Genomic DNA, 25,885 nt, shown 5'->3' with positions numbered 1-25,885 from the left:
CGGCCGCCGCCCGTGTCAGCCGAACAGCGTATCGAGTTCGCCCTGCACCGTCTCCGCCGCCGCCTTCAGTTCCGTTTCGGCGTCGGCCCCGCCGCGCACGATGTTGGACAGCGCGTCCTTGTAGGTGCTGTCCATCGCGGGGGTCCACTCGGGCGGGTTGCTGGGGCGGCCGAGCTCTTCGACGTAGCGCACCACGTCGGCGGCGGGGCCGGCGGACAGCTGCTCGGCGCCCTCGGCGATGTTCGCGCGCGGCGGGATGTGGAATCCGTATCCGAGGTTGAAGTCCTCCTGGTAGGCGGTCTGCCCGATCCACAGCCACCGGACGTACTCCTTGGCGAGGTCCTTCTGCGCTCCGCCCGCGTACACCATGGCGCCGAACGCCCCGACCGGCACGGAGTCGGCGCCGCCGTCGTCGAGCCGGGGCCAGGGCAGGACCCCGTAGTCGTCGCCGAACTCCGCCTCGATCTGCGGCAGCGCCCACAGGCCGGTCCACTGCATGGCGGTCAGTCCCTGGAGGAGCGCCGAAGGGTCGGACCAGTCGGTGGGGGCGCCGAGCAGCAGCGCGTCGCTCTCGAAGAGGTCGTGGAGCCGGGTGAGGACGCCGGCCGCCGCGGGGTCGTCGAACCCGGCGCGGTGCTCCTCGGTGACGTAGTGGAGGCCGACCGACCACAGCCACACCGGGCCCAGGACGTCGGTGCCGCCGTTGTTGCCGAGGAAGAGCCCCTTGCGGTCGCCGTCGGTGAGCTCCCGTGCGGCGTCGGCGAGCGCGTCGAAGGTGGTGGGCGGCTCCACCCCGGCGTCGTCGAGCAGGCTCCTGCGGTAGACGAGGATCTGGGTGTCGACCGCCTGCGGGATGCCGTAGACCGACCCCTCGAAGGTGTGCGAGGCCAGTGAGGCGGCGGAGAAGTCGTCGCGGACGTCGGCGATGATGTCGTCGAGGGGTTCCAGGTGGCCGGCCCGGACCAGGTCGGCCTTTGTCTGGTATTCGAAGACGTCGGGCGGGGAGCTGCCCTGGAGCGCCGACAGCAGCTTGGTGTCGTAGTTGCCGGGCGTCCACTGGACGTCGATCTCGGCGCCGTCGAAGGCGGCGGCGTAGCGCCGCACGGCCTCCTCCACCCCGTCCTCGCCGTACTGGTGGTACCAGTGGGCGAGGGTGCCGTCGGTACCGCCGCGGCCCGTGTCGGAGCCGCACGCCGCGGCCAGCAGGCCGGCCCCGGTGAGCCCCGACGCCTGGAGGAATCGCCGCCGCGAGAGCGGGGACCTTCCGCGTGCCGACATGATCCAGCGCCCCCTTCGGTGCCGACCTGCACCCGCCCGCACGCGGACGTCCCGCCGCCGGGGGCGGGACGGCCGCGCTATTTCCTACGAAAAAAGTATGGTTTCAGCGCGGGCCGCGTTCGTCAAGGCGGACCGGCTGGACAGCCGGGGGTGCCGTCCGCATTATCGGGGGAGGCGCGAGCAGTCACATCCGGTACCGCTGTCCCCTCTGGAGGGGTGGGCCCGTGAAATTCAGCTACGCCATGCTCCCCGACCATCCCGTCACGGAGTCGCTGGACTCCATCCGGCTCGCCGACGAGCTGGGCTTCCACGCGTGCTACGCCGCCGACGAGACCTGGCACAAGGACCTGTGGCTCCTCTTCGCCGCGGCCGCCGCGCGGACGAGCCGGATCCGCCTGGGCCCCAGCGTCTCCCCGGTGACCCTGCGGGAGCCGACCCTGATCGCCCAGGCGCTCGCCACGCTCGACGAACTGTCCGGTGGACGTGCCGAGGGCGTGCTGTCCAGCGGGAACTTCGGGCTGCTGGCGCAGTACGGGATCGACTCGGCCCGCATACGTCCGCTGTCCCGGGTCAAGGAGGCGCTGCACGTGGTGCGCACCCTGCTGGACGAGGGCGCCATCTCCTACGACGGCGAGTTCTTCACCTACAACGGGCTGTTCACCTTCGCCCGCCCCGTCCAGGGGCGGGTGCCGGTCAAGCTCGGGGCGATGCGCGGGCCGAAGTCCTTCGAAGCGGCGGGTGAGCTGTCCGACGGCTGCCACCACGCGCTGAGCTACAGCCGCGGGGCCTACGACTACGCGGTGCACCACATCCGGGCCGGTGCGGAGCGCGCCGGCCGGGACTGGCGGACGCTCGACATCGGGGCGTGGGTCGTGTTCGCGACCGGGCCCGACTCCGCGGCCGCCAAGGAGGCGGCGCGCAGCATGGTCGGTATCTACGCCTCGTCGATGCCCGCGGAGCAGCTGCGCCGCAACGGCGTGGACCCCGACGAGCTCACGCCGGTGATCGACGCCATCGCCGCCGGCGATCTGGCCCGCGGGATCGAGCTGACCGGCCCGGACGTCGCCGAGCGCCTCTCGATCGCGGGTACCCCCGAGGAGTGCCTGGAGAAGATCCAGCGGGAGATCGCCCCCACCGGCGTCAACCACGTCATCTGCGCGATCACCGACCGCACGCTCGTCAGGGCCTTCACCGGCCGCGACCTCGCCGATGCCGCCGACGTCGACACCCAGCTGCGCCTCATCCACGACCGGATCATGCCGGCGTTCGCCTGACGGCCGCGGCGGTCGGGAGCGGTGCGCGGCGCCCCGGCCGGAACCCGGCCGGGGCGCCCGGATCCGGGGCCCGGGCCCGTCCTGCCGCCGCCGCGCCGCAACGGCGTCCCCGACCTGGCCCGGCCCGGTTTTGCCGATGACTTACCGATCGGTTAGATTAATAACCGACCGGTAAGGAGCCGCATGTCCCCTTCGAACACCCCCGCGCGCGGGCGCCGTCGCCGCCGCGTTCTGACGGTCCTCGGCGCGGTGGCCGCCGTCCTCGTCGTGGCCGGCCTCGCCGGCCGCGACGCGGCGCCGGTCGGGCACTTCACCTCCGCGCAGGCCAAGGACGCGTTCGCCGAGTCCTACGACCGGGCGATGGCCGACCTGCCCGAACCCGACGAGACGCTCGATGTCCGCACCGGCTACGGCATCGTGCGGGTCTACCGGTTCGACGGCCCCGCGGACGGAGCCCCCCTGGTCCTGCTCCCGGGGCGCGCCTCCGCGTCGCCCGTGTGGGCCGACAACCTGCCCACACTGCTCCAGGCGCGCGACGTCTACACGATCGACCTGCTCGGCGAGCCCGGCATGAGCGTGCAGGACCGCCCGATCCAGACCGACGCCGACCAGGCCGCGTGGCTGAACGAGACCCTCCGGGCCCTCCCCGAGGACCGGGTGCACCTGCTGGGGCTGTCCATCGGCGGATGGACCGCCGCGAACCTCGCGACGCGCGAGCCCGAGAAGCTGGCCAGCGTGACCCTGGTCGACCCGGTGTTCGTGTTCGACGACATGCCGCTCGAAGCCATCGTCCGGTCGATCCCCGCCTCGATCCGCTGGCTGCCGCGGAGCTGGCGCGACGGCTTCAACTCCTGGACGGCCGGGGGAGCGCCCGTCGAGGACGTGCCCGTGGCCGATATGATCGAGGCGGGCATGAACACCTACGCCATGCGGCTTCCCCAGCCCGCCCGGGTCCCCGAACAGCGGCTCCGCGAACTGGAACCGCCGGCGCTCGTGTTCATCGCGGGTGAGTCCGTCATGCACGACCCCCAGGTGTCGGTCGCGACCGCGCGGCGCGTGCTGCCGGAGGGGTCGTCGGTCGAGCTCTACCCCGATGCGTCGCACGCGATCAACGGCGAGTACCCCGACGAGATCGCCGCCGACCTCACCGCCTTTCTCGATTCCGTGGAGTGAGAGGACGCGCCTTGCCCGGACCTCGCGATGCCCCGGCCAGACGGCCCAGCATCACCGAGCGCGCCCGCCGCGAGCAGCTGATCGGCCTGACCATCGCGCTCGTCGCCGAGCACGGCTACGCCGCGACCTCCCTGTCCCGCATCGCCGACGCCGCCTCGATCTCCAAGGCCGCCGTCCTCTACCACTTCTCGTCCAAGAACGCGGTGATCGAGGCGGCCTACCGGTCGGTCGTGCACCGGCTCGGCGAGTACGTCGCACCGCGCGTCGCGGCCGCGGCCACCCCCGGCGCCGCGGTCGAGGCCTACGCCGCGGCGGTGGTCGGCTACATGGCCGAGCACCCCGACCACGTCCGCGTCATCACCGAGGCGCTGGGAGCACCCGGCGCGACCGGGATCGAGGACTCTCCGGCGTCGTCCTCGCGGTGGGGGTTCCTCGCGTCGCTCATCGAACGCGCACAGGCCGCCGGCGAGTTCCGCGGGTCGGCCGACGCGCGCACCCAGGCCATCATGGTCAACGGCGCGATCGACGCCGTGGTGGCCGAGTCGATGCGGGACGACGGCTACGACCTCCACGCGGCAGCGGACGCCGTCATCGACCTGGTCCGCCGGACCGCCCGCGACTGAGCGCGGCCACCGGTCCGCACCCGGCGCCGCACCCGGCGCCGCGACCTGAGGTACCGGCGGGTGCCGCGTCGGCCGCCGCCGGGAGAGCACCCGCGGAGCGGACGGCGGCGACTCGGGCGGGTCCCGAGCGGGCGGCTGTGTGAGAGCGCTCTCGGGCGGACGAGGATGACCGGGGCGCACGGTCAGGCGCGACGGCGCCGTCGCCTACCCCCGGGTGCGGCGGTGCACCGCGGGCCGGGGGCGGGGCGGTGGCATCCTGAGGGGATGGACCGGGTCGACGTGCGCCTGCGATTCGCCGCCGAGCTGCGCTTCCTCCTACCGGCCCGGCGCAGGCGCGCCGAGGTGGCGGTCGCCCATGACGGGACGTCCACGCTCGGGCACCTCGTCGAGTCGGCCGGCGTTCCGCTGCCGGAGGTCGGCCGCCTCGACGTCGGCGGCCGGACGGTCGGACCGGCGTACCGGCCGCATCCAGGGGAGGCCGTGGAGGTGTCCGCGGTCGAGCGGCCCCAGCAGGTCCCCTATACCCCGCTGCGGTTCCTCCTCGACGTGCACCTGGGGACGCTGGCCCGCCGGCTGCGGCTGCTGGGCGTGGACACCGCGTACCACAACGACCGCGACGACGACGCGCTGGTCGCCGAGGCCAACGCGGACCGGCGGGTGCTGCTGACCCAGGACCGCGGGCTGCTGCACCGCAGGTCCCTGAGGGCCGGCGCGTACGTGCGGGGATCCCGCCCGGACGACCAGATACGCGACGTCATCGAGCGCTTCGCCCCGCCGCTGGCCCCCTGGACACGGTGCACCGCGTGCAACGGACCCGTCGTCGCGGTGGGCAAGGACGCGATCGCCGACCGGCTCGAACCGGGCACCCGGGCGAGGTACGACACCTTCAAGATCTGCCGGAGTTGCGGGCGCCTGTACTGGCCGGGCGCCCATCACGAGCGGCTGGCCGGCATCGTCGCCGAGGCGCGGGAGATCGCCTCGGCCGCGGCACCGACCGACCCGGCGGCCCGGCCGCGTGCGGCGGACCGCCGCTGATCCGTGCGGCCCGCTTCGACATCGCCCTGCGGCGAGACCTCAATGCCTGCGGGCGCTCAGTTCACGCCCGTGAACAGCATGATGTTCGCCGCCACGTAGATCACCGCCGCCACCACCAGGCCGAGGACCATTACCCAGAACGCGGTCTTCTTCATGACCAGGCGCACGATCGCCCAGATACCGGAGATCAGCCAGACCACCCACGGCGAGAAGACCATCAGTCCGATGGCGACGTTGACGGCGCCACCGCACTCGCCCGCACACGCGGAGGTCGCCATGATCGAGAACGCGCCCCAAGCGCTCGCCCCAACGCACAGCACCGGCGCGAGGCAGATGAGGACGATCGTGACCACCCTGTCCGCAGTCGACCCTCCTCCGCGCTGCGGCGGCCGGTTCGGTGCGACGCCCGTTCGAGGACGGGGGTGGGGGGCGTCCGGGGGAACCCCCCAGGGGGATGATGCGGGCATATGCGTCATCTTGTCACACCAAGAGTGCTGTGACCCCACAGGTCCGCCGGGTTCGTCCGGCCGCGACGGCGCGGGGGCCCCACGCCAACGGACGCCCTTCTCGCCTCGGACCCGGCTGCGTCCCCCGCGTTCCACGGACGGCGCGCCGGGACGGGGGCGGCCGGATTCCGCGCCGGAAGTGCGCCCGTCGGGACCGGATACGGGAGACGTCGGCGCCCGTTCTTCTCACTTCGGTCCGGACCGGAAGGAAGGCTCCGATGACGCGGCTACGGTTGGCGGCGCGGACCGGTGCCGGGCCTTCCCCGGCCGGTCATGACCGGACACGATGTCGTCGAGGAGGACCTATGCGGCGCGGCGGAGAGCTGGCGGAGCGAGCGGTCACGGGATTCAACTCCTGTGTCCTGGCATGGCGGTCGTCCCCGCGGTGGGGGCCGGCGATCCGCCGCCGCCTCACCATCGTGACCTACACGGGCCGGAGGTCGGGAAAGACCTTCAGCACGCCCGTGGCCTTCCGGCAGAGGGGCGACACCGTCACGATCGGCGTCCGGATGCCCGACGCCAAGGCATGGTGGCGCAACTTCTCCGGCGACGGCGGTCCGATCTCGCTGGAATTGAGCGGCAGCCACCGCACCGGCCACGCCGTCTCCCGACGCGACGACAAAGGCCGGGTGACCGTCACCGTGCACCTCGACCGGCAGGCGGGGGACGGCACCGCGGCCACGCGGGGGTAGACGGCCGCGGGCGCCCCAAGAAGCGGGAACCACCCCGGGCGGGACACCCCGCCGGGGTGGCTAGCATGCCGCCATGGCGCTTCCGAGTCACCTCGACCGCTTCAACCGGCGGCACCCGTGGAGTCACAATGACCACTACGGACCCTGGGCCGCCGCCAGGGTGGCCGAGTCCGGAGCCCGCCACGTCCTCGACGTCGGGTGCGGCACCGGCAACCTCGCCGCCCTGCTCCGCCGCCGCACGGAGACCGTCACCGGGCTCGAACCCGATCCCGCGACCGCCGGCGCCGCCGCCGCCCGCTTCGCCGACGACCCCGCCGTCGCCGTCCACACCACCGGATTCGCCGGACGCGATCCGCGGCGGCGCTGGGACGCCATCACCCTCGTCGCCGTCCTGCACCACCTCCCGCTGGTGCCCACCCTGCGCGAGCTGCGCGACTGCCTCACCCCGGGCGGGCGCCTCGTGGTCGTCGGATGCTTCCGCGAGAGCGGCCCCGCGGACCTGCTCGCCGCGCTGCCGGCCATGGTGGCCAACCCGGTCATGGGCCTGGTCAAGCACCCGGCCCGCGCCGACGCCCCGCCCGTGAACATGACCGCGCCCACCGCCGATCCGCGGGAGTCCCTGGCCGAGATCAGGGCCGCGGCAGCACGGGAACTGCCCGGCGCCCGGATCCGGCGGCGCCTGTTCTGGCGGTACACACTCGTCTACGACGCCCCCGCCGCGGGCGACCGGGCCTGAGAGCACCCCGCCCGTCCGGGTGACCGCTCGGGCGCACGACCCCGGGCGGCCGGCGCGGCCGACCACCGGCGGCCACCGGCCACCAGCGCCCGCCCCCGCGCCGGGGCGGGTCCGCACGGCAGGCGGAGGCGCCCGGTTCACCGTGCGCGAGGGATCGGAGATCCCCGCACGGGCGGCGGCACCGCACCCGGAACACGCGATGGCAAGGAATCGGGCGCGCGTCGACAACACCGCACGGATGCCGGTCGCGATGATGGGCCGTGGGGAGGAGACGGCGGCCGACGAGCCGGAGGCGGACGGGCCTCCGCGCCCCGAGGGCGCCGCCCGCCCCGCCACACCATCCCCCACCGGAAGGGGCCGCCATGGCCACCCGACTGCGCCACAACATCCGACGTGCCACCGCCGCCCTGGTCATCGCCGCGGCCGGCGTGCTGGCGGCCGCACCGCCCGCGGCCGCCCACACCCTGGACGAGGCCGTCCGGTCCGGCGAGGGCTGCACGTGGGCCAGCGGGTCCTACACCACCCTGCACAGCACCCGGCTCACCTACGGCGCCGAGTACTACGGGACCGTCTACCTGCTCTGGCACGGCGGCCGCGGGGAGAACTGCGTGGTCACGCTGAAGGGCGGGGCGACCCACGGGGTGTCCGGCTACACCGAGGCGGTCCTGCGCGTCCAGGGCGGCCCCACTCGCGAAGAGGGGGAACGGTTCTCGCACTACGCGGCGGTGAACGTCGCCGCCCGCGGCGCCTGCGTCTCCTACGAGGGGACGATCGTGCACCCCACGACCCTGCGGCCGGTCTCCGGCGGGCGGCCGGGATGGGACAACTGCGGCTGACCCGCGAGCCGGAGCGCGCGTCCGCGCCGCCGAAGCCGAGCCGGGCTCCGGCGGGCACGGATCCGCGGGAGCGGCGGTAGCGCCGCTACTCCTCCTCGCGCGGCAGCCCCTGCGGGTTGATCTCGGAGGACTCCACGGCCTCGTTGCCCAGCGCCCACCGGTCCAGGACCTCTTGGTACTCGCCCGTCTCGATCGCGCTGTCGACGGCCGCCCCCAGCGCCTCCACCAGGCCGTTGTCCTTCCTGGTCATCGCTGCGATGTCGGCGCGGATGTCGCCGCCGCCCGAGATGGTGCCGACCGCGGTGGACTCGCCCGCGGTCTCCACGTGGTAGTTGACGCTGGGGGTGGGGCCGAGCCAGGCGTCCAGCCGGCCCGACCGCAGCGCGAGGTAGTAGTCGGCCGCGCTCTCGTAGTAGAGGATCTCGGTCGCCTCCAGGCCCGCCTCCTGGTTCTCCTCGTCCCACCGGAGCAGGATGTCCTCCTGGTTGGTGCCCGCGTCCACGCCGATCCGCAGCCCCGCGACGTCGGCGGGCTCGCTGATCTCCTCGATCTCGGAGCCTTCGGTGACCTCGAACGAGACGGTGTCGATCCGGTAGGTGGCGAAGTCGTAGAGGTCCTTGCGCTCCTCGGTCACGGTGACGTTGGAGATCGCGACGTCGGTCTGCCCGCTCTCGACCCCGAGGAAGAGGTTGTCCCAGGAGGTCGGGCGGGGGTCCAGCTCCAGGTCGAGCTTGTCGGCGACGATCTGGGCTATGTCGGTCTCGTGGCCGATCAGGGTCTCGTCGTCGTCGGCGTAGAAGTTGAGCGGCGGGGCGCCGCCGGTGGAGAAGCCGACCGTGAGCCGGCCGCTGTCGCGGATCTCGCCGGGTACCAGGCCGGCGATCTCGGGAACGGGCTCGGCGCGGATGCGGTCCTGCTCGGGGGAGGTGTTGAAGGCGGCGCCGGAGGCGTCGGCCTCCGTGTCGCCGCCCTCCTCTCCGGGCGAGCCGCAGGCGGTGAGGGCGAGCAGCAGGGCCGCCGCGGTGGCAAGGGGGGCGAAGGCACCGCGGTTCGCGGCGGTCGGTGTCGGTGTCGGTGGCATCGGGGGGTCTCCTTCGTCAAGGGGGTGCCGGGGCTCGGGGACGGTGGCGGGGGCGGCGGTCCGGGGGGAGGCGTACGCGGGCGGGTGTGTGCGGGGAGGGGCTCTCACAGGACCTTGGCCAGGAAGGCGGCCGTGCGCTCGTGGGAGGGGGTGTCCAGGACGCGGCTCGGCGTGCCCGACTCGACGATGCGCCCCTCGCTCATGAACACCACGGTGTCGGCGACCTCCCGCGCGAAGCCGATCTCGTGGGTGACGATGACCATCGTGGTGCCGCTGCGCGCGAGGTCGCCGATCACGTCCAGCACCTCGCCGACGAGCTCGGGGTCCAGGGCGCTGGTGGGCTCGTCGAACAGCAGCACCTTGGGGCGCAGCGCGAGCGCGCGGGCGATGGCGACCCGCTGCTGCTGGCCCCCGGACAGGCGCCGCGGGTACTCGCCGGCCTTGTCGGTCAGCCCGACGCGCTCCAGCAGCTCGGCCGCGTGCGCGCGGGCCTCCGCCGCCGGGCGCCGCTGGGTGGCGATCGGCGCCTCGGTGATGTTCTCCAGCACGGTGAGGTTGGGGAAGAGGTTGAACGTCTGGAACACGAAGCCGATGGTGCTGCGCTGGCGCAGGATGCGGCGCTCGGTGAGCTCGCGCAGGCCACGGCGGCCGTGCCGGTAGCCGATCAGCTCGCCGTCGACGCTCACCAGGCCGCGGTCGGCGCGCTCCAGGTGGTTGACGCAGCGCAGCAGCGTGCTCTTGCCCGATCCCGAAGGGCCGAGGACCGCGGTGACCTCCCCTTCGTTCACCGTCAGGTCGACGCCGTCGAGGACCTTCAGCGCCCCGTAGGACTTGTGCACGCCGCGCACGCGCACCATCGGCCGGGCGGCTCCGCGGGCGCTCACCGCCGCACCGCCCCGGCGCCGGCCGTGCGGGTCCGGCCGCCCAGCCGCGCACCGGCCCCGGCGGCGGCCGCGCGCAGCCGTTGCAGCGGCGTGGGCGGGAGGGTGCGCAGCGCGCCCTTGGCGTAGTACCGCTCCACGTAGAACTGGCCGGCGGAGAGGACCGTGGTCAGCACGATGTACCAGACGGTGGCGACCATGAGCATCGGGATGACGTCGCCCGTGCGGTTGTAGATCACTTGGACGCGGTAGAACAGCTCGCCCAGTGCCATCACGTACACCACCGATGTGCCCTTGAACAGGCCGATGACCTCGTTTCCCGCAGTGGGCATGATGGTGCGCATCGCCTGCGGCAGGATGATCCGGCGCACCTGGCGGCCCCAGGGGAGGCCCAGCGCGGCGGCCGCCTCGCGCTGGCCCTGGTCCACCGACAGGACCCCGGACCGCACGATCTCGGCGGAGTAGGCGGCCTGGTGCAGGCCGAGCCCGATCACCGCGGCGGCGAGCGGACTGACGAGGTCCATCGTGTCCACGGAGGCGAACGCGGGTCCGAAGGGGATGCCGAAGGAGATCTCGTCGTAGAGGATCGCCAGGTTGTACCAGAAGAGGAGCTGGACGATCAGCGGGATGGACCGGAACGCCCAGGTGTAGGTCCAGCTCACCGCGACCAGCAGTGGGCTGGACGACAGCCGCATCAGTGCCAGCACCACCCCGAGGCCGAAGCCCACGACGGTGCCGTAGAAGGTGAGCTGGACGGTGAGCCAGAGCGCGCTGAGGATCGATTCGGCGAACAGGTACTCGGCGACCGTGGGCCAGTCCCATGCCGGGTTGAAGACGAGCATGTGGGCGAACATGGCGACCAGGACCGCGACGACGGCGCCGGCCGCCCAGCGCCAGGGGTGCAGTGCGGGCCGGATGCGCAGGTGGGACAGGTCGTGCTCGTGGAGAGGCGGCGATGTCGGGGACACGGTCGTCGCGGCGCTCACCGTCCGGCCCCCGGTCGGGGACCGGGCGGGGCGCTCTCGGCCGCCGCGGCGGATGGCAGCTCCTTGGCGAAGGGGAGCGGCCCGATGGTGAGCGGGTCGGCGCGCACGTCGAACCGCGGGGTGAATCCGGCCGCCAGGTAGAGCGCGCGCGCCTCGGGCTGGCGCGGACCGGTGGTGAGGTGGATGCGCGTGTAGCCGGCATCGGATGCGCGGCGCTCCAGCTCGGCGAGTACCCGGCGGCCCAGCCCTCGCCTGCGGTGGGCCTGGTGCGTCCACATGCGCTTGACCTCGGCCGTCTCGGTGTCATGGCGCCGGAAGGCGCCGCCCGCGATGGGGGAGCCGCCGGCCAGCAGCAGGATCAGGGCGCCGTCGGGCGGGGCGAAGTCGGCGCCGGTGGCGCGGGCCATCTCGGCCGAGGAGTCGCCGTAGCGTGAGTCGTACTCGCGCCGGAGACCGTCCAGCAGCGGTAGGGCGAGGGGGTCGGACAGGGCCACGGCGCGGAATTCCGTGTCCGTCCGCTCATCGACGGTGTCCGGTGGTGCTGCCAACGGTGACCTCATCACAAGTGGGGGGCGGAGAGGCGGGCGGCAGCATAATATACTAAACCTACCTTTTTAGTATAGTTATCTTCCGGTCCTCACTGAGGCGGCTTCCGAACCCCGCACACGGCCGCGCGCCGCCGGCGATTCCGTCCCCTTCCAGAGCTACCGTTCCTGGAGACCGAAGGGGGCCGACATGGCGATCCGACGCCTGCTCGCGCAGATGACCGTCTCCGACCTCGAACGGGCGGTCGCGTGGTACACCCGGCTGTTCGGCCGCGGCTTCGACGCGCACCCCATGGCCGGGCTCGTCGAATGGCACCTCGCCGATACGTTCGGCGTCCAGGTGTGGGCGGAGCCCGGCCGCGCCGGGCAGTCCTGCATGGTGCTCGACGAACCCGATCTCGACGTGCGCGTCGCCGACCTCGAACGGGCCGGCATCGACAACGACGGCGCCCAGGACGCGACCTCGTCACGCATCCTGCTCGTCACCGACCCCGACGGCAACCGCGTCGTCTTCACCGGCCCCTTCACCTGACCCTGACCCGCCCGCGCGCCGGAACGGCGTCCGCCGCTCCGGCGGAGGCGATCCCCTCTCCCCCGGCCCGCGGAGCGCCCCAGGAGGCCGGGCCGGTCGGTCGGGCCGTGGCCCGGTGTCAGGCGGGGTCGGCGGGGGAGAGGCGGGATAGGGCGGCGGTGGTGAGGGCTTCGACGCCGGTGGAGAGGGTGGGTTCGATGGCCGGGGCGAAGAAGGGGGAGTGGTTGCCCGCCGGTTCGCCCTCGCCCTCGGGTGCCGGGTGCGGACCCGGGGCGGTTGCGCCCAGCCCCCAGAACACCAGCGGGGCTCCGGCGGCGGTGGCGAAGTGGCCCACGTCCTCGCTGCCGATCAGGCGGTCCATGGGGCCGACCCGGTCGGCGCCGAACCGCGCGGTGAAGGCGGCCGCCAAAGCATCCGCGGCGTCGGGGTCGTTCGTGGTGGAGGGGAACGTGCTGAGGGTGCGGTAGGCCGGCGGGCGCGGCGCGCCCGAGGCGGCGGCCTCGGCGTCGATGATCCGGCGCGCCGCCGCGACCACCCGGCGCAGCACCGCGTCGTCGAACGCGCGCGCGTTCAGGGTCAGGGACGCGTGGTCGGGGATGACGTTCTCCGCCAGCCCGGCACGCAGCCGCGACACGGTGAGCACCGCCTGCTCGTCGGGGGCCACCTCGCGGGCCACCACCCCCTGGAGGCGCACGACCGCCGAGGCCGCCATCAGCACCGGGTCGATCGCGCGCTCCGGCTGGGAGCCGTGCGCGCCGCGTCCCGGCAGCGTGACCTCGGTCGTCTCCGTGGCGCCCAGGACCAGCCCGGGGCGCAGCACCAGCCGCCCGGCCTCCAGCGGGAAGACGTGCTGGGCCAGCACGACGTCGGGCACCCCGAAGCGGTCGTAGAGGCCGTCGTCGAGCATCGCCCGCGCGCCGGCCCCGATCTCCTCCGCCGGCTGGAAGACCGCCAGCACGCTGCCCCGCCAGTGCCGCCGCCCGGCGGCCAGGAGCCCGGCCGCCCCCGCCAGGCAGGCCACGTGCATGTCGTGCCCGCAGGCGTGCATGAGCGGCGAGCGCCCTCCGTCGGGGTCGGGGGCGTCGGCCTCGCTCGCGTAGGGCAGCCCCGTGCGCTCGCGCAGCCGGAGCGCGTCCATGTCGGCGCGCAGCAGCACCGTGGGCCCCGGCCCGTTGCGCAGCACCCCGGCCACGCCCGTGCCGCCGATCCCGGTCACCGTCTCGAATCCCGCGGCGCGCAGCAGGTCGGCCGCGATCCCCGCCGTCCGCACCTCGCCGAACGCCGGCTCGGGGTGGGCGTGCAGGTCGCGGTAGAGCCGGGCGAGCCCGGCCGGATCCGGGCCGCCGGCGCCGTAGAGCGCCATGACGTCCCCCACCGCGGTCGGCTCGCGCCTCCCGTCGCGCATCCGCGCTGCTCCCTTCCCGTCCGTCCGCCCCGTTGGCGGGTCCTCACTCATGCGCTCGGGGCACGTGCGGGGAAGACGCGTCCATCGCCTCCCCCGGCGCCTTCCGGCCGACCTGCGCCGGAGCGCCCCTCACGGTGCCGGTGCCCTGTCGGCCCCCAACGGCCGCGGCAGCCCGCGCGGTCGCCGTCGGCCGTACGCCGGGGCGCGATAGGGCCGCCGAAACGGCCCCGCGCGGGATGCCGATCCGGCCCCGGATCGCCGGCCCCGAGCCGGGGCCGCTGACCAGGGCTCAGGCCGATTCCGGCCGACGGGCGGGCGTCTCCGCCCCCTGTCTTCCCGCTCACCCGGACGGTACCCCTACCGCCCGGGCGGTAGGGCGGTTCCGGTGCGGAACGAGGCGGGCGCCCCGCGCCCTTCCGGCGGCCACCGGACGGCACCCCTAGTGCCCCGTCGTACCGGTGCCGGATGCGCCGTCCGAGCCGTGCGGTCCGGCGGGTGCGGCGATCGCGGCGGCGTCCGCCTCCACTGCCGCGACGGCCTCCAGCAGGGTGTCCCGGGCCGCCCGCATCTGCGCGGCGGAGGCCGGCGCGGAGGGGAACCCGTCGGGAAGGAGGGCCAGCGCGCCCGTCAGGACGGCCACCCGGCGGGCGTGGCGCCGCGGGGCCGGCAGCCGGAAGAGGGCCGCGGCCAGCCGGTCGGCGGTGGCCTCGTCGCACAGCCCGATCCACCGGGCCCGCTCGGGGCCGAAGCCGCCGCCCTCGGGCGCCTCAGGTGCGGGGCCGCCGCGCAGGGCGGCCGTCGCACCGGCGTCGACCACCGCGTGCCGGCCCGTCCCCGAGATCACCACGCCGTAGTCGCGCCGCGCCGCGGCGGCGGAGACGACGCCGCGGTTGACGTCGCGCAGGACCTCCTCCGCCGGACGCTCGAACGCGGGGCCGTAGCCGCCCGCGCCCGATGTCCGCAGGGTCACCACGTCGTCGCGCCCCAGCGGCAGCACATCGATCTTGCCGACCCGCCGCTCCCGCGGGGTGCCCTCGTTGACGACGAGCTCCGCCGGGGCCCCCGGCCCGCCCCCGGAGACGCCCCAGGGCCGGAACCGCAGGCGCTCCAGCCCGCGGGCCAGCAGCCGGGAGTCCTCGCCGGTCACCTGGAACACCAGCTCCAGGCCGCTGCCGCCGCGCCACCGGCCGGCTCCGCCGGAGTCGGTGCGCAGCCCGTAGCGCAGGATGCGCGCCCCGATTTCGGTCTCCACCGTCTCCACCGGGTTGTTGGACAGGTTGGAGATCCCGCTGTCGCGCCCGTCCACCCCGTCGGCGCCGTACCGCGCCCCGGTCCCGCCCACCATGGGCTCCAGGACCTGCACGTTCTGCCCGCCGCCGTGCTGCTCGGCGATCACTACGGGCACCACCAGCCCGCTGCTCGCCGCCGGCATGGTCTCCGGCGCGGCCAGCCCCAGCGCCCCGCCGAGCGCGTCGTTCACGCGCGAGGCCGTGGCGTGGCGGATGCCCACCGCCGCCGGGCGCACCGCGTTGACCACCGAGCCCTCCGGCGCGGTCACGCTGATGGGCGCGATGATCCCGGCGTTGAGCGGGATCTGCGGGTCCAGGGTGCAGATCAGCGCGAGCACCCGGGTGGTGATCCAGGCGTGGGCGCGGCCGTGGCTGGCGATGTTGAACGCCGCGGCGACCTGCGGGTCGGTCCCGGTGAAGTCCAGGTGCAGCCCGCCCCCGCTGAGGGTGACGGCCACGCTGATCCGCACCGGGACCGGGGAGACCGCGTCGTCGTCGAGGAAGTCGGTGAACCGGTAGGTGCCCTCGCGCAGCCCCGACAGGACGGCGGCGGCCCGGTCGGCGCTGTAGGCCACCAGGTCCGACTGCGCGGCCCGCACGTCGGCGGCGCCGTGCGCGCGGATCATCCCGGCCAGCCGCTCGCGCCCGGTGCGCAGCGCGGCCAGCATCGCCCGCAGGTCGCCCTCGTTGGCATCGGGCGTGCGGCTGTTGGCGGCCATCAGCGCGGCGACCTCGGGGACGCGCTCGCCCGCCCGCACCAGCCGCACCGGCGGGATCTGCAACCCCTCCTGGAAGATCTCGTCGTTGGTGGGCGACAGGCTGCTGGGGACCCGCCCGCCGATGTCGGAGCAGTGGATGAACGCCCACCCGTAGCCGACGATCTCGCCCTCGTGGAAGTAGGGCTCGATGAGCTGGATGTCGGTGAGGTGGGTGGCCAGCCCGCCCGACCGGTAGGGGTCGTTGGTGATCACGACGTCGCCGGGCTCCAGCGGGCCCGCCTGCTCCACCGCCGTACGGCAGTTCAGGCCGACGAACCCCGACACCCCGATCCCGCGCGGGTAGGCGGAGAACGCGCCGTCCGGCCCGGCCAGGGCGCAGCAGAAGTCCGCTGTCTCCTTCACGTACAGCGAGCGGCTGGTGCGCTGAAGCGTCAGGCACATCTCCTCGGTGAGGGCCGCGAGCTTGTTGCCGATGATCTCCAGCGTGACCGGGGGAAGTCTCATTCGCTCGTCCTCGCGCGCAGTCGCAGGTTCCCGGCGTCGTCGACGGCGGCCGACCAGCCGGGCGGGATGAGTACGGTGGTGTCGTCCTGCTCGACGACGGCCGGGCCGTCCAGCGCCTGGCCCGCGAGCAGCGCCGCGCGGTCGTACACCTGCGCCTCCACCCGCTCGCCGCGCACCAGCACGGGGCGCCGGCCGCGGGGCCGCGGCGCTCCCGTTCCGCGCGCGGCGGCCCCGGCCGTGACACCGGGCCGCGGGGCGGTGATGGCCAGGCGCACGGTGCCCACCCGCACCGGTGCCCCGGTGTCGCGGAAGCCGTAGAGCCGTTCGTGCTCGGCGTGCAGCGCCCCGGCCAGGGCGGCCGCGTCCAGGAGGGCCGCGTCCCCGCCGGTCCCCAGGGGCACCCGCAGCTCGAACGCCTGGCCGACATAGCTCAGGTCCGCCGACAGCGAGATCACCGGGTCGGCGGCGGGCGCCCCGTCCTGCTCGGCCAGCCATGCGCGGGCCTCGGCGGCCAGCCCGGCCAGGACCTCGCGGACGCGGGCCGCCACGGTGTCGTCCAGCGGCCGGCGCAGGCTGCGCGCGAAGTCGCGGCGCAGGTCGGCGGCTGCCGCGCCGAGGGCGCACAGCGTGGCCGCCGACGCCGGGACCAGGATGTCGCCGATGCCGACCTCCTCGGCCAGCACGGCGGCGTGGGTGGGGCCGGCGCCGCCGAACGGGACGAGGGTGAAGTCGCCGGGGTCCAGCCCCCGCTGGGCCAGCGTCTTCTGGAGCTCGACCGCCATGCCCGCGGTCGCGATCCGCAGCGCGCCGTCGGCCGCCCGCTCGGCGGCCTCCCGCCCCCGCCCGGCCCCGATCCCGGCCGCGACCGGCTCCAGCGCGCCCAGCGCCGCGGCGGCGTCCAGCCGCATCCGGCCGCCCAGGAACGCCCCGGGGTCGATGACACCGGTGGCCAGGTAGCAGTCGGTGACCGTCGGCCGCTCGCCGCCGCGCCCGTAGGCCACGGGGCCGGGGTCGGCGCCCGCGCTCTCGGGGCCGACCTTGAGCACCCCGTGGGCGTCGACGCGCACCACCGAGCCGCCGCCCGCCCCGATCGCGCTCACCGCGACGACCGGCAGGATCAGCGGCAGCCCGCCGATCGTGGTGTGGACGGCGAACTCCGGCTCCCCGTCGACGGTCACCGCGATGTCGCTGCTGGTGCCGCCCATGTCGAAGGTGACGATCCGGTCCACCCCGGCGGCCGCGCCCAGGCGGGCCGCCGCGGTCACGCCGGCGGCCGGCCCGGACAGCACGGTCTCGATCGGGCGCGCACGCGCCGACGCCAGGCTGAGGGACCCCCCGTTGGAGGCGGTGATGTGCACGGGGGCGCGCACGCCCAGCTCGGCGAGCAGCCGCTCCAACCGGTCGAAGTAGCGGCTCATCAGCGGCTGGATGTAGGCGTTGAGGCAGGCCACCAGGGTCCGCTCGTACTCGCGGACCTCCGGCCACACCGCGGCCGACGACACCACCGGCATTCCGGGCAGCAGCGCGCCCAGCCGCGCGGCGACATCGGCCTCGAACCCGGGGTCGGTGTGCCCGTGCAGCACGACCGCCGCCACGGCGTCGGCCCCGGTCGCGGCCAGCTCCTCGGCGGCGCGGGCGAGTTCGGCGTCGGAGGGCGACCGCAGGGCGGCGCCTTCGGGCCCCAGCCGCGCCGGGATCTCCACGATCCGGTCGCGGGGGACGAGCGGCTCCTCCTTGGCGGCGTGCAGGTCGAAGGAGGACGGCATCCGGCTGCGGCCGATCTCCAGGATGTCGCGGTAGCCCTCGGTCACGGCCAGGGCGATGCGCGCACCGCGCCGCTGGATGATCGCGTTGAGGCCGATGGTGGTGCCGTGGGTGATCCCCGTCAGGTCGCCGGGGCGCAACCCCGCGGCGGCCACGACCGCGGCCAGCCCGCGGGCCACCGCCAGCGCGGGGTCGGCGGGGGTGCTGGGCTCCTTGTGGTGGGCCGTCCCGCCCCCGGGCAGCGCGAGCACGAAGTCGGTGAACGTCCCGCCGACGTCGATGCCCACCCGCGCCCCGCCCGCCGCGGCGCCGGCTCCCGGCGCCCCGGGTGCGGGGGTCGTCGTGCCTTCGCCGGCGGTCACAGTGCCTCCGAGAGCTTGGTGAAGCGGTCGACCAGGACCATCACGACGACGCTCGTGAGCATCAGCAGCGTGGACACCGCGGCGACCGAGGGGTCGAGTTCGAACTGCACCGCCGAGAAGATGCGCACCGGAACGGTCACGGTGTTGGCCCCCGACACCAGGACGGAGACCGCGACCTCGCCCAGCGACGTGACGGCCGCGAAGACGGCGCCCGCAAGGATCCCCGGCCGCAGCAGCGGCAGCGTCACCGTCCAGAAGACGCGGGCGCGCCCCGCCCCGAGGGTCGCCGCCGCCCGCTCCAGGGCGGGGTCGAGCTGGCGGGCGCTGACCAGGATGGTGCGCACGGCGAAGGGCAGCGCGACCACCGAGTGCGCCAGCCACAGCCCCGGGATGGTGTTGAGCAGGCCCAGCCCCTGGAAGTAGTAGAGCAGCCCGAGCGCGATGATGATCTCCGGGACCATCAGCGGGGCCAGCGCCAGCCCGGCGATGAGCCCGCGCCCCGGGAAGGTCCCGCGCGCCAGGCCGTAGGCCGCGAGGGTGCCCAGGACCACGGTCGTGGCCACCACCATCGCCACCAGCAGCCCGCTCAGCCGGAAGGACACCCCCCAGTCGGGCGAGCCCAAGACCTCGGCGTACCAGCGCAGCGACACGCCCTCGGGCGGGAACGCCAGCGACGCGGCGGGGTTGAGCGAGCTGATGGCCAGGACCACCAGCGGCGCCGCCAGGAACACGAACACCAGCACCGCGGGCAGGGCGACCGCGGTCCGGACGGCGCCGCGCGCCAGGGGGCCGCGGCGCCGTGCGACGGGGGACGCGGGCCGTGCCGGGCCGCCACCGGCCGCGCGGGCCCCGGCGATCTCAGCCATGCAGCTTCCTCTCCCAGAACCGGAACCCGGCGCCCATCGCCGTGACGCACACCAGGGTCAGGACGAGCAGCGTCAGGCTCAGCGCCGCCGCCACCGGGTAGTCGTAGACGCTGGTGATCTGGCTGTAGACGCGCAGCCCCGCGAGCGGCTGGTTGGCGCCGCCCACCAGCAGCGGCGTGATGTAGATGCCCATGGCCAGCGGGAACACGATCATCGCGGCGGTCGCGATCCCCGGCACGCTCAGCGGCAGGGTGACCCGCCCGAACGTGCGCACCGCCCCTGCTCCCAGGCTGTGCGAGGCGCGCCGCAGGTCGGGGTCGATCCCGCCCAGCGCCGTGGTCAGCGGGATGATCGCGAACGGCAGCAGGACGTGGGTGACCGAGATGGCGACCGCCGCGTAGCTGGTCAGCAGCGGGGCGGGCCGTTCCAGCAGCCCCGTCGAGGTCAGGAACCGGTTGACGACGCCGTTGGCCGACAGCAGCACCACCCAGCCGTAGCTGCGCACGACCACGCTGGTGAGCAGGGGGGACAGCACGATCACGAACATCAGCGTGCGCAGCACCCCCGGCCGCGCCCGCGCCAGCGCGTAGGCCGCGGGGTAGCCCAGGACGACGCACACCACCGTGACCAGCAGCGCGGTGAGCAGGCTGCGGACCAGGGCGTCGGAGAAGAACGCCTCGGTGAACACCCGCTGGTACTGCACGAGGGAGTACTCGGGCAGCGGGTTGCCGGCCGCGTCGACCGGGTGCAGGCTCAGCGAGAGCACCCGGACCAGCGGCACCAGGAAGAACGCCGCCAGGAACACCACCGCGGGCAGCACGTAGCCCATTCCGGTGCGGGGCGGGCGCCGGGTCGGCGCCGCGGAGGGGGAGGGGGCGGGGCCGATCGCCATCACCGGGTCCCGCGCCCGGCCGTTCCGGCGCCCGCGTCGGCGTCCTCCGGACCGGCGAAGCGGATCACGTCGGCGGGCGACCAGTGGGCGGTCACCCGCGTGCCCGGGGGCGGCGGTTCGGCGGCGGTGCGGGCCCCCAGGGACACGCCCTCGGCCACCTCGATCTCCGCCTGCCAGGCGTCGCCCAGGAAGGCGCGGTAGACGAGCACGCCGTCGGCGGACCCCCGCCCCGCGCCGCCGGGTGCGGCCGCCTCGCGGGTGCCGACCGCGACCTTCTCCGGCCGCAGCGCCACCACGGTCTCCCGGCCCGGCGCGAGCCCGGCCAGGCCGGTGCGCACCCGCGCCTCGCCGGAGACCAGGTCGCCGTCGCCGTCGGCGACGCCCTCGATCACGTTGGCCGCGCCCACGAACTCCGCCACGAACCGGCTCACCGGTGTCGCGTAGACCTCCTGCGGGGTGCCCAGCTGCTCGATCCGCCCGCCGTTGAGAACGGCGATGCGGTCCGACAACGACATCGCCTCCTCCTGGTCGTGGGTCACGAACACCATCGTGATCCCCAGCCGCTGCTGGAGTTCGCGCAGCTCGACCCGCATCTCGCGGCGCAGCTTGGCGTCGAGGTTGGACAGCGGCTCGTCGAGCAGCAGCACCGCGGGGCGGGTGGCCAGCGCACGGGCCACGGCGACCCGCTGCTGCTGGCCGCCGGACAGCTGCCGGGGGCGGCGCCGGGCGTAGTCCTCCAGACCGACCAGGCGCAGCGCCTCGGTGACCCGCTCGATGCGCTCGGCGCGCTCCACCCGGCGCACCCGCAGCCCGTAGGCCACGTTCTCGGCGACCGTCATGTGCGGGAACAGCGCATAGCTCTGGAAGACCATGCCCAGGCCGCGCCGGTGCGGGGGGACGTCGGTGAGGTCGGCCCCGTCGATGGTGATGCGGCCGCCGGTGGGCAGCACGAACCCGGCGAGGGAGTTGAGCAGGGTCGTCTTGCCGCACCCGCTGGGGCCCAGGATCGACAGGAACTCGCCGCGGCGGATGGCCAGCCGGTCGACGTCGAGGACGCCGGTGCCGTCGTAGCCCGCGGTCAGCCGCTCGACGACGACGTGCTCGCCATCGGCCCCGGCCGGCCCGTCACCGGGACCGCTCACTGGAAGATCTCGTTCCACCGCTGCTGCCATTCGTTGAGGTTGGGGGTGGCCGCGTCGTAGTCGACCCAGGTGAAGCCCTCGTAGACCTCGGGCCCGTACTCCACCTTCGCGGTGAACTCGGGGTCGTACTCGATGGAGTCGTTGCCCCCGCCGTAGAAGGTGCCCTGCGCGAACGGCTTCTGGTGCTGGGCGGAGGTCAGGTAGTTGAGGAACCGGTAGGCGGCGTCGGTGTTCTCACTGCCGGCCGGGATGTAGTAGGAGGTCAGGGCGCCCACCGCGCCGGAGGTCGGGTAGCTGAACCCGATCGGCTGCCCCTCGGCCTCCATCGCGAAGGCGCGCCCGTCCCAGAACGGCACGATCCAGGCGTCGCCGTTCTGGATCGTGGTGGCCACGGTCCCGGCGTCGGCCGGGTAGGCCGAGACGCAGTCCTTCAGCTTCTCCAGGTCCTCGAAGGCGCGGTCGACGGCGTCGGGCTCCGAGAGCGTGCCGCCGTTCTGCGCGACGAGGGCGGAGAAGAACTGGAGGCCGGCGTTGTAGGTCAGCGGCGGGAGCGCGATGTGGCCGCAGTACTCCTCGTTGAAGATGTCGGTCCAGTCCTGCGGGGCCTCGTCGATCTCGTCCGTGCGGTACAGCAGCCCCAGCGACCCCGTGGTCAGCGGCGCCCCGTAGGCGGAGCCCTCGACGGTGGACTGCTCCACCAGAACGGGGTCGAGCTGGGACCAGTGCTCCAGGCGGGTGGTGTCCAGCGGTTCGAGAACGTCGTTGTTGACCGCCTGGTGGAAGGTCTCCGAGGTGAGCGCCACGACGTCGAAGGGCGGGTTCTCCCCCTTGGCGGCGCGCAGCCGGGTGAGCCAGTCGGCGTCGGCACCGGTGACCACGTTCACCGTGATGCCGGTCTCCTCCTCGAACGGTGCGACGAAGGACTCCTCGAACAGGCTGCCCCACTCGCCGGCGAACGCGGTGACGGTGATCTCGTCGCCGCCCCCGCCGCCGCCGGAGGTGTCCACGCCGCCACAGGCGGTCGTGGCCAGCAGGAGCAGCGCGGACGTCGCCGCGCCGGAGGTGAGTGCGACCCTGCGTCGAGTCGTGGATTGCATCGGGCGTCCCTTCGCCTGTACTTCTCGGCGGCCGGGGGCAGCGGCGGCAAGCGCCCTGCGCCGGGGGTCGGGGCCCGCTGCCGGTGGCGGGGCTCCGCGCTTGCCGCCGATGCCTTCGGCACCGGCCACGGCCATGTCCTCACCCGGGGCACCCCGCCGCGGAGGAGGGTTGCCGTCCAGCCAGCCGGGGCTTGTCGCTGGAACTCGTGACGAAGATCAACATAACAGAGAATCCCGACATTTCCACTCTTGGAGGTCGGGTGCCCTGTCGCACACTCCGCCCTGGTTCGGCCGGCGCCCGCCCGCCTCCCCCGTCCCCCGCAGCGCCGCTCCGGCACCGGGGTACAGGGTCCGAACTGCGGAGATCATTCGACCGCAGGGTGTCACAGGGGCGACCCGCGCGCATCGCGGCGCGCCAGGACGGCCCCGCGGAGGCGGCCGCCCGGCCGCGAGTACCGGGCGGGGTCGTGGGTAGTCGGGGCGCCAGGTTCGCCCCACCCGCGGGCGAGGGCAGCCGAGGAGCCGAGGCCGTGCACGATCCCGCGAACGAGACGCCGGCGCGCGACCACCCCCGCGTCTTCGCCGAGATGGCGCGCGACCTGCTCTCCGAGGACTCCGTCCGCGACGTCCTGGACGCGATCGTCCGGCTGGCCGTGCACACGCTCGACGGATGCGAGGAGGCCGGGATCCTCATGGCCGACCGGCCCGGCCGCGCGTTGTGTACCGCCGCGGCCACCGGGGAGCTCGCCCGTGCCGCCGACCGGGCCCAGTTCGACTGTGACGAGGGCCCCTGCCTGGCCGCCGCGCGCGGGGAGCGCGCCGTCCGCGTCGACGACATGGCACGGGAGGACCGGTGGCCCGCCTACCGGGCGCCGGCGCTGGCCCTGGGGATCGGCTCGATGATGGGGTTCGAGCTGTTCACCCACGACGGGTCGCTGGGTTCGCTGAACATGTACGCCACGCGGACCGCCGCCTTTGACGCCGCCGCCCAGGAGAGGGGGTGGGTGTTCGCCTCGCACGCCGCCGTCGCCATCGCCTCCGCCGAGCGCGAGGCCGCCGTCCGCGCGGGCCTGGCGACCCGGCACGACATCGGGGCGGCGGTCGGCATCCTGATGGAGCGCCACCGGCTCAGCGACGCCGAGGCGTTCGACGTCCTCAAGCGGGCCTCCATGCAGACCAACACCAAGCTGCGCGACGTCGCCCTGCGCGTGACCGGCGCCGGCGCCGTGCCGGCCCCGGCGCCGCCGGGCGACGCCGAGACCGGGGACCCGCTCGCGGGACCGGCCCCGGCGGACTCCGCCGAGCCCGCCTGAACGACCCGGCCCCGCAGCGCGGAGGGGTCCCGGCCGAGGGAACGGCCGGGACCCCTCCGCGCCCGCCGCCCCCGCCCGCCCTGCCGGCGGGAGGGGACGCGGGTGCCGGCCTACAGGCCCGAGGCGAGAACCACCCCGTAGCCGGTCGGCACATCGGGGTCGCCCTCGTCGTAGGACGAGCCGACGGACACGACCGCCTGCGTGCCGGGCACGAGGGCGAGGTCGCGGACGCTGAGGTCGTAGTTCTCGATCTCAGGCGTGTCGCGGGTGACCGTCCCGGCGGAGTCGTGGTGCACGAAGGTCGGGTCCCAGGACTCCTCCTGGATCCACATGCCGCCCGAGCCGTCGTCCTCGATCGCCTCCAGGCTCGCGTTGCGGTCCTGGTCGACGGTGACGTCCCAGCTCTCGCCGTCGTAGTGCGCCGTCAGCGGCCAGTACTCGTTGATGTCGTCATCGTTGAGGTCGTGGACGTAGCCCACGGCCGTGATGTCGTCACCGGCGCGCACCAGAACGTCGTTGAACGTCGCGCTGGCGATCTCCGAGGGCAGTTCGACCTCGGGGACCTCCAGGTCGGTCCACTCCGTGCCGTTGTAGAGCGCGGCGAGCGGCTGGGCGTCGGAGGTCGAGCCCACCGCGACCACGGTGTCGCCGTCCGCGCCGTCGATCGCCTGGTTGGCGCCGGCGGGCGGAGACGTCCAGTCACGCCAGATCTCGCCGTCGAAGCGGACCGCGCGGGTGTCGCCGACGGCGTCCTCGGCGATCAGCCACGCCTCGTCCTCGGCGAGGACGTCGAGGTCGTTGGGGGTCAGCCCGGCGTCCATCTCGTAGGGCGTCCAGTCCGTCCCGTCGAAGTGGATGGCGCTGACGCCGTCCACCGTGGGGCCGACCGCCCAGGCGTTGTCCGGCCCGGAGGCACCGGCGACCTCGGGCTTCAGCGTCCAGTCGGCGGGAAGGTCCTCCTGGGCCCACTCCTGGCCGTCGTAGCGCTGGATGTAGGTGCGCGGCGTGTCGCTGTCGTCGGGGTACTGGGCGCCCAGGGCCCACACGTTCTCGGAGTCCCCGGCGGCGACGGAGGTGAACATGACGTCCTCCCCCTGTGCGCCGTACACCTCGCGCCACTCCTCGGCGGCCGATGCGGGCCCGGAGGAGAGCCCCAGAACGGCGACCGCGACCGCCGAGCCGACACCGGCCCGCTTCATCAGCGGCTTGGCATCCGCCATTGACACACTCCCCATCATTCGGTGATCACAACATGACATGTGTGTGACGCCTGAGGTGATGGAGAAGTTCAGCGTAGATCGCCCGAATTTTCGCCGAAACCCTTATTCCGTGGGGGTTCCGCGGTCTGCCCGCCCCATCCGCGCAGGTCCGTGGCCGTGCCGTCGCGGCGAGGATGTCCGGCCGGCCCCGCGGGCGGTTCCGGCCGGAAGCGCCCGCCGGAGCCCGGCGCGGATCAGCCCGCCGACGGCGCGGGGCCGTCGCACGCGGGGAGCGCGGTGAGCGTCCCCTTAGCGGTGCCGATGATGGGCCGGGACATCAGGCTGATCTTGCTGGCCGGCATCACGGAGCGGTCGATGCAGCCCGCGTCGGGGGCCGGGTTCGCCGCAACGTCGCGCTCGGCGGCGGACGCCGGGCCCGCTCCGGCGCACATCCCGGCGGCGGCGATCGCGGCGAGGGCGGTGGCGATGGGCCGCATGGCGGGGTCTCCAATCCACGCAGGCGTTCCACCTGCATATGTGTCCATGTGTGATCACTCGACAGCATAGAGCAACGCGTCGTGGGCCGCGGGTGTATTCGACGACGCGTCCGCCGAGGCCCGCCCGCGGAGCGCTGCCGCAGGCGGGCGGGCCGTCGGCCGGGCGGTGGGGCGCCCCCGCCCGGGACCTATCGACGTCCTCCCCACCGTGCGGTCGTGCCGCCGCCGACTGCGTGCGGCCGGGCCCGCGAACCATGTGGTCGGTGCCCGCCCCGGCCGAGTGGGGACCGACCTGCGACTCTCGGGGCCGCGCCTGGGGGGTGGCGTCCCAAGGGGGCGGCGGCCGACGGTGCCGGTCCGCGCGCGGCCGGCCGCGTGCCGAGCGGCCGGGACCCCCCGCGCCGGCCGGCCCGCAGCGACCAGAGGCGGCGGCCGGTGCCGGCGGTTCTATGCGTCGTGGGGCACGGCGCGGGCGCGCGCCGCGTGTCCGCGCACGCGGCTCTGCCCGAAGGCGCGTGCGCCCGGGGCCGGGCCGCGGCTCTGGAGGTTCTTCGCGCCACGGGCCGGCACGGGCTCCTGCCCCGGGAGCCCGGGCCGAGCGGCCGCGGCCGCCGCCGCGGGCGCCTCGGCGCCGCGGTCCCGCGGTCGGCGGCGCGCG

At 74.6% G+C, this 25,885-nt stretch carries 24 protein-coding genes and 1 riboswitch; of the genes, 9 read left to right on the top strand and 15 right to left on the bottom strand.

Going from position 1 to position 25,885, the window contains the following annotated elements; translation table 11 throughout:
- Positions 1 to 15 precede the first annotated feature (15 nt).
- Positions 16 to 1,278 (bottom strand): ABC transporter substrate-binding protein, encoded by a 1,263-nt coding sequence (locus ACFO4E_RS19895; RefSeq protein WP_378576979.1) that lies wholly within the window; start codon positions 1,276 to 1,278, stop codon positions 16 to 18.
- A gap of 224 nt (positions 1,279 to 1,502) precedes the next feature.
- Between ACFO4E_RS19895 and ACFO4E_RS19890 the strand changes: the two genes are divergently transcribed.
- The 4 genes from ACFO4E_RS19890 to ACFO4E_RS19875 all read left to right on the top strand — a co-directional run bounded on the left by ACFO4E_RS19890 (position 1,503) and on the right by ACFO4E_RS19875 (position 5,383).
- Positions 1,503 to 2,552 (top strand): LLM class flavin-dependent oxidoreductase, encoded by a 1,050-nt coding sequence (locus ACFO4E_RS19890; protein WP_378576977.1) that lies wholly within the window; start codon positions 1,503 to 1,505, stop codon positions 2,550 to 2,552.
- Positions 2,553 to 2,735: 183 nt separating this feature from the next.
- Entirely contained in the window at positions 2,736 to 3,725 is a 990-nt protein-coding gene (locus tag ACFO4E_RS19885; RefSeq protein ID WP_378576976.1) for an alpha/beta fold hydrolase, read from the top strand.
- Between the two features lie 11 nt (positions 3,726 to 3,736).
- Positions 3,737 to 4,348, top strand: coding sequence for a TetR/AcrR family transcriptional regulator (locus ACFO4E_RS19880; RefSeq protein ID WP_378576975.1), 612 nt, complete (start codon positions 3,737 to 3,739; stop codon positions 4,346 to 4,348).
- A gap of 264 nt (positions 4,349 to 4,612) precedes the next feature.
- Positions 4,613 to 5,383 carry a Mut7-C RNAse domain-containing protein gene (locus tag ACFO4E_RS19875; RefSeq protein ID WP_378576973.1) on the top strand — a complete coding sequence of 257 codons (771 nt, stop codon included), beginning with the start codon at positions 4,613 to 4,615 and terminating at the stop codon, positions 5,381 to 5,383.
- A gap of 56 nt (positions 5,384 to 5,439) precedes the next feature.
- Here ACFO4E_RS19875 and ACFO4E_RS19870 read toward each other — a convergent pair whose 3' ends face one another.
- Positions 5,440 to 5,736: a hypothetical protein gene (locus tag ACFO4E_RS19870; RefSeq protein WP_378576971.1), complete on the bottom strand. Its 297-nt coding sequence runs from the start codon at positions 5,734 to 5,736 to the stop codon at positions 5,440 to 5,442.
- A 458-nt stretch (positions 5,737 to 6,194) separates the two neighbouring features.
- On the opposite strand from ACFO4E_RS19870, the gene ACFO4E_RS19865 reads away from it, so the two are divergent.
- The 3 genes from ACFO4E_RS19865 to ACFO4E_RS19855 all read left to right on the top strand — a co-directional run bounded on the left by ACFO4E_RS19865 (position 6,195) and on the right by ACFO4E_RS19855 (position 8,153).
- On the top strand, positions 6,195 to 6,581 hold the full coding sequence (locus tag ACFO4E_RS19865; protein ID WP_378576970.1) for a hypothetical protein: 387 nt from the start codon (positions 6,195 to 6,197) through the stop codon (positions 6,579 to 6,581).
- Between the two features lie 73 nt (positions 6,582 to 6,654).
- Positions 6,655 to 7,317 (top strand): class I SAM-dependent methyltransferase, encoded by a 663-nt coding sequence (locus ACFO4E_RS19860; RefSeq protein WP_378576968.1) that lies wholly within the window; start codon positions 6,655 to 6,657, stop codon positions 7,315 to 7,317.
- 362 nt (positions 7,318 to 7,679) lie between these two features.
- On the top strand, positions 7,680 to 8,153 hold the full coding sequence (locus ACFO4E_RS19855; protein WP_378576966.1) for a hypothetical protein: 474 nt from the start codon (positions 7,680 to 7,682) through the stop codon (positions 8,151 to 8,153).
- A gap of 85 nt (positions 8,154 to 8,238) precedes the next feature.
- Here the strand turns inward: ACFO4E_RS19855 and ACFO4E_RS19850 are convergent, their stop codons facing one another.
- The 4 genes from ACFO4E_RS19850 to ACFO4E_RS19835 form a co-directional block, all read right to left on the bottom strand.
- Entirely contained in the window at positions 8,239 to 9,234 is a 996-nt protein-coding gene (locus ACFO4E_RS19850) for a transporter substrate-binding domain-containing protein (RefSeq protein WP_378576965.1), read from the bottom strand.
- 104 nt (positions 9,235 to 9,338) lie between these two features.
- On the bottom strand, positions 9,339 to 10,091 hold the full coding sequence (locus ACFO4E_RS19845) for an amino acid ABC transporter ATP-binding protein (RefSeq protein WP_378577082.1): 753 nt from the start codon (positions 10,089 to 10,091) through the stop codon (positions 9,339 to 9,341).
- A gap of 23 nt (positions 10,092 to 10,114) precedes the next feature.
- Positions 10,115 to 11,101 (bottom strand): amino acid ABC transporter permease, encoded by a 987-nt coding sequence (locus ACFO4E_RS19840; protein ID WP_378576963.1) that lies wholly within the window; start codon positions 11,099 to 11,101, stop codon positions 10,115 to 10,117.
- The gene (locus ACFO4E_RS19835; RefSeq protein WP_378576961.1) at positions 11,098 to 11,649 is read right to left on the bottom strand and encodes a GNAT family N-acetyltransferase; all 552 of its coding nucleotides are present in this window, start codon (positions 11,647 to 11,649) and stop codon (positions 11,098 to 11,100) included. The genes ACFO4E_RS19840 and ACFO4E_RS19835 overlap by 4 nt, the downstream gene beginning before the upstream one ends.
- 187 nt (positions 11,650 to 11,836) lie before the next feature.
- On the opposite strand from ACFO4E_RS19835, the gene ACFO4E_RS19830 reads away from it, so the two are divergent.
- A complete protein-coding gene (locus ACFO4E_RS19830; RefSeq protein ID WP_378576959.1) occupies positions 11,837 to 12,178 on the top strand; it encodes a VOC family protein in 342 nt (113 codons plus the stop codon).
- Between the two features lie 118 nt (positions 12,179 to 12,296).
- Here the strand turns inward: ACFO4E_RS19830 and ACFO4E_RS19825 are convergent, their stop codons facing one another.
- The 7 genes from ACFO4E_RS19825 to ACFO4E_RS19795 form a co-directional block, all read right to left on the bottom strand.
- Positions 12,297 to 13,583, bottom strand: coding sequence for an amidohydrolase (locus tag ACFO4E_RS19825; protein ID WP_378576957.1), 1,287 nt, complete (start codon positions 13,581 to 13,583; stop codon positions 12,297 to 12,299).
- 439 nt (positions 13,584 to 14,022) lie between these two features.
- Complete coding sequence (locus ACFO4E_RS19820) at positions 14,023 to 16,095, bottom strand: hydantoinase B/oxoprolinase family protein (RefSeq protein ID WP_378576955.1); 2,073 nt, start codon at positions 16,093 to 16,095, stop codon at positions 14,023 to 14,025.
- Complete coding sequence (locus tag ACFO4E_RS19815; protein WP_378576954.1) at positions 16,092 to 18,221, bottom strand: hydantoinase/oxoprolinase family protein; 2,130 nt, start codon at positions 18,219 to 18,221, stop codon at positions 16,092 to 16,094. The genes ACFO4E_RS19820 and ACFO4E_RS19815 overlap by 4 nt, the downstream gene beginning before the upstream one ends.
- The gene (locus ACFO4E_RS19810) at positions 18,218 to 19,087 is read right to left on the bottom strand and encodes an ABC transporter permease (protein ID WP_378576952.1); all 870 of its coding nucleotides are present in this window, start codon (positions 19,085 to 19,087) and stop codon (positions 18,218 to 18,220) included. Before ACFO4E_RS19810 ends, ACFO4E_RS19815 begins: the two co-directional genes overlap by 4 nt.
- Positions 19,080 to 19,979 (bottom strand): ABC transporter permease, encoded by a 900-nt coding sequence (locus tag ACFO4E_RS19805; protein ID WP_378576950.1) that lies wholly within the window; start codon positions 19,977 to 19,979, stop codon positions 19,080 to 19,082. Before ACFO4E_RS19805 ends, ACFO4E_RS19810 begins: the two co-directional genes overlap by 8 nt.
- Complete coding sequence (locus ACFO4E_RS19800; protein WP_378576948.1) at positions 19,979 to 21,121, bottom strand: ABC transporter ATP-binding protein; 1,143 nt, start codon at positions 21,119 to 21,121, stop codon at positions 19,979 to 19,981. The genes ACFO4E_RS19805 and ACFO4E_RS19800 overlap by 1 nt, the downstream gene beginning before the upstream one ends.
- Positions 21,118 to 22,218 carry an ABC transporter substrate-binding protein gene (locus ACFO4E_RS19795; RefSeq protein ID WP_378576947.1) on the bottom strand — a complete coding sequence of 367 codons (1,101 nt, stop codon included), beginning with the start codon at positions 22,216 to 22,218 and terminating at the stop codon, positions 21,118 to 21,120. The genes ACFO4E_RS19800 and ACFO4E_RS19795 overlap by 4 nt, the downstream gene beginning before the upstream one ends.
- 91 nt (positions 22,219 to 22,309) lie before the next feature.
- A riboswitch (SAM riboswitch) is annotated at positions 22,310 to 22,430 on the bottom strand.
- A 318-nt stretch (positions 22,431 to 22,748) separates the two neighbouring features.
- Between ACFO4E_RS19795 and ACFO4E_RS19790 the strand changes: the two genes are divergently transcribed.
- A complete protein-coding gene (locus tag ACFO4E_RS19790) occupies positions 22,749 to 23,531 on the top strand; it encodes a GAF and ANTAR domain-containing protein (RefSeq protein ID WP_378576945.1) in 783 nt (260 codons plus the stop codon).
- A gap of 110 nt (positions 23,532 to 23,641) precedes the next feature.
- Here the strand turns inward: ACFO4E_RS19790 and ACFO4E_RS19785 are convergent, their stop codons facing one another.
- Both ACFO4E_RS19785 and ACFO4E_RS19780 read right to left on the bottom strand, forming a co-directional pair.
- Positions 23,642 to 24,751, bottom strand: coding sequence for a hypothetical protein (locus ACFO4E_RS19785; RefSeq protein WP_378576943.1), 1,110 nt, complete (start codon positions 24,749 to 24,751; stop codon positions 23,642 to 23,644).
- Between the two features lie 233 nt (positions 24,752 to 24,984).
- A complete protein-coding gene (locus tag ACFO4E_RS19780) occupies positions 24,985 to 25,227 on the bottom strand; it encodes a hypothetical protein (protein WP_378576941.1) in 243 nt (80 codons plus the stop codon).
- Between the last annotated feature and the right edge of the window lie 658 nt (positions 25,228 to 25,885).

The sequence above is a fragment of the Nocardiopsis mangrovi genome (assembly GCF_042653925.1).
GTDB lineage: Bacteria > Actinomycetota > Actinomycetes > Streptosporangiales > Streptosporangiaceae > Nocardiopsis_B > Nocardiopsis_B mangrovi.
Note: the sequence above shows the minus strand (reverse complement) of the source record. Positions and strands in the feature narration are given on the sequence as shown.

Bases quoted from the DNA above. Each gene is read 5' to 3' on its own strand.
- ACFO4E_RS19845 (WP_378577082.1), bottom strand. From the start codon at position 10,091: ATGGTGCGCGTGCGCGGCGTGCACAAGTCCTACGGGGCGCTGAAGGTC.
- ACFO4E_RS19825 (WP_378576957.1), bottom strand. From the start codon at position 13,583: ATGCGCGACGGGAGGCGCGAGCCGACCGCGGTGGGGGACGTCATGGCG.
- ACFO4E_RS19885 (WP_378576976.1), top strand. From the start codon at position 2,736: ATGTCCCCTTCGAACACCCCCGCGCGCGGGCGCCGTCGCCGCCGCGTT.
- ACFO4E_RS19795 (WP_378576947.1), bottom strand. From the start codon at position 22,218: ATGCAATCCACGACTCGACGCAGGGTCGCACTCACCTCCGGCGCGGCG.
- ACFO4E_RS19830 (WP_378576959.1), top strand. From the start codon at position 11,837: ATGGCGATCCGACGCCTGCTCGCGCAGATGACCGTCTCCGACCTCGAA.
- ACFO4E_RS19780 (WP_378576941.1), bottom strand. From the start codon at position 25,227: ATGCGGCCCATCGCCACCGCCCTCGCCGCGATCGCCGCCGCCGGGATG.
- ACFO4E_RS19865 (WP_378576970.1), top strand. From the start codon at position 6,195: ATGCGGCGCGGCGGAGAGCTGGCGGAGCGAGCGGTCACGGGATTCAAC.
- ACFO4E_RS19810 (WP_378576952.1), bottom strand. From the start codon at position 19,087: ATGGCTGAGATCGCCGGGGCCCGCGCGGCCGGTGGCGGCCCGGCACGG.
- ACFO4E_RS19805 (WP_378576950.1), bottom strand. From the start codon at position 19,979: ATGGCGATCGGCCCCGCCCCCTCCCCCTCCGCGGCGCCGACCCGGCGC.
- ACFO4E_RS19860 (WP_378576968.1), top strand. From the start codon at position 6,655: ATGGCGCTTCCGAGTCACCTCGACCGCTTCAACCGGCGGCACCCGTGG.
- ACFO4E_RS19895 (WP_378576979.1), bottom strand. From the start codon at position 1,278: ATGTCGGCACGCGGAAGGTCCCCGCTCTCGCGGCGGCGATTCCTCCAG.
- ACFO4E_RS19820 (WP_378576955.1), bottom strand. From the start codon at position 16,095: ATGAGACTTCCCCCGGTCACGCTGGAGATCATCGGCAACAAGCTCGCG.
- ACFO4E_RS19785 (WP_378576943.1), bottom strand. From the start codon at position 24,751: ATGGCGGATGCCAAGCCGCTGATGAAGCGGGCCGGTGTCGGCTCGGCG.
- ACFO4E_RS19875 (WP_378576973.1), top strand. From the start codon at position 4,613: ATGGACCGGGTCGACGTGCGCCTGCGATTCGCCGCCGAGCTGCGCTTC.
- ACFO4E_RS19850 (WP_378576965.1), bottom strand. From the start codon at position 9,234: ATGCCACCGACACCGACACCGACCGCCGCGAACCGCGGTGCCTTCGCC.
- ACFO4E_RS19855 (WP_378576966.1), top strand. From the start codon at position 7,680: ATGGCCACCCGACTGCGCCACAACATCCGACGTGCCACCGCCGCCCTG.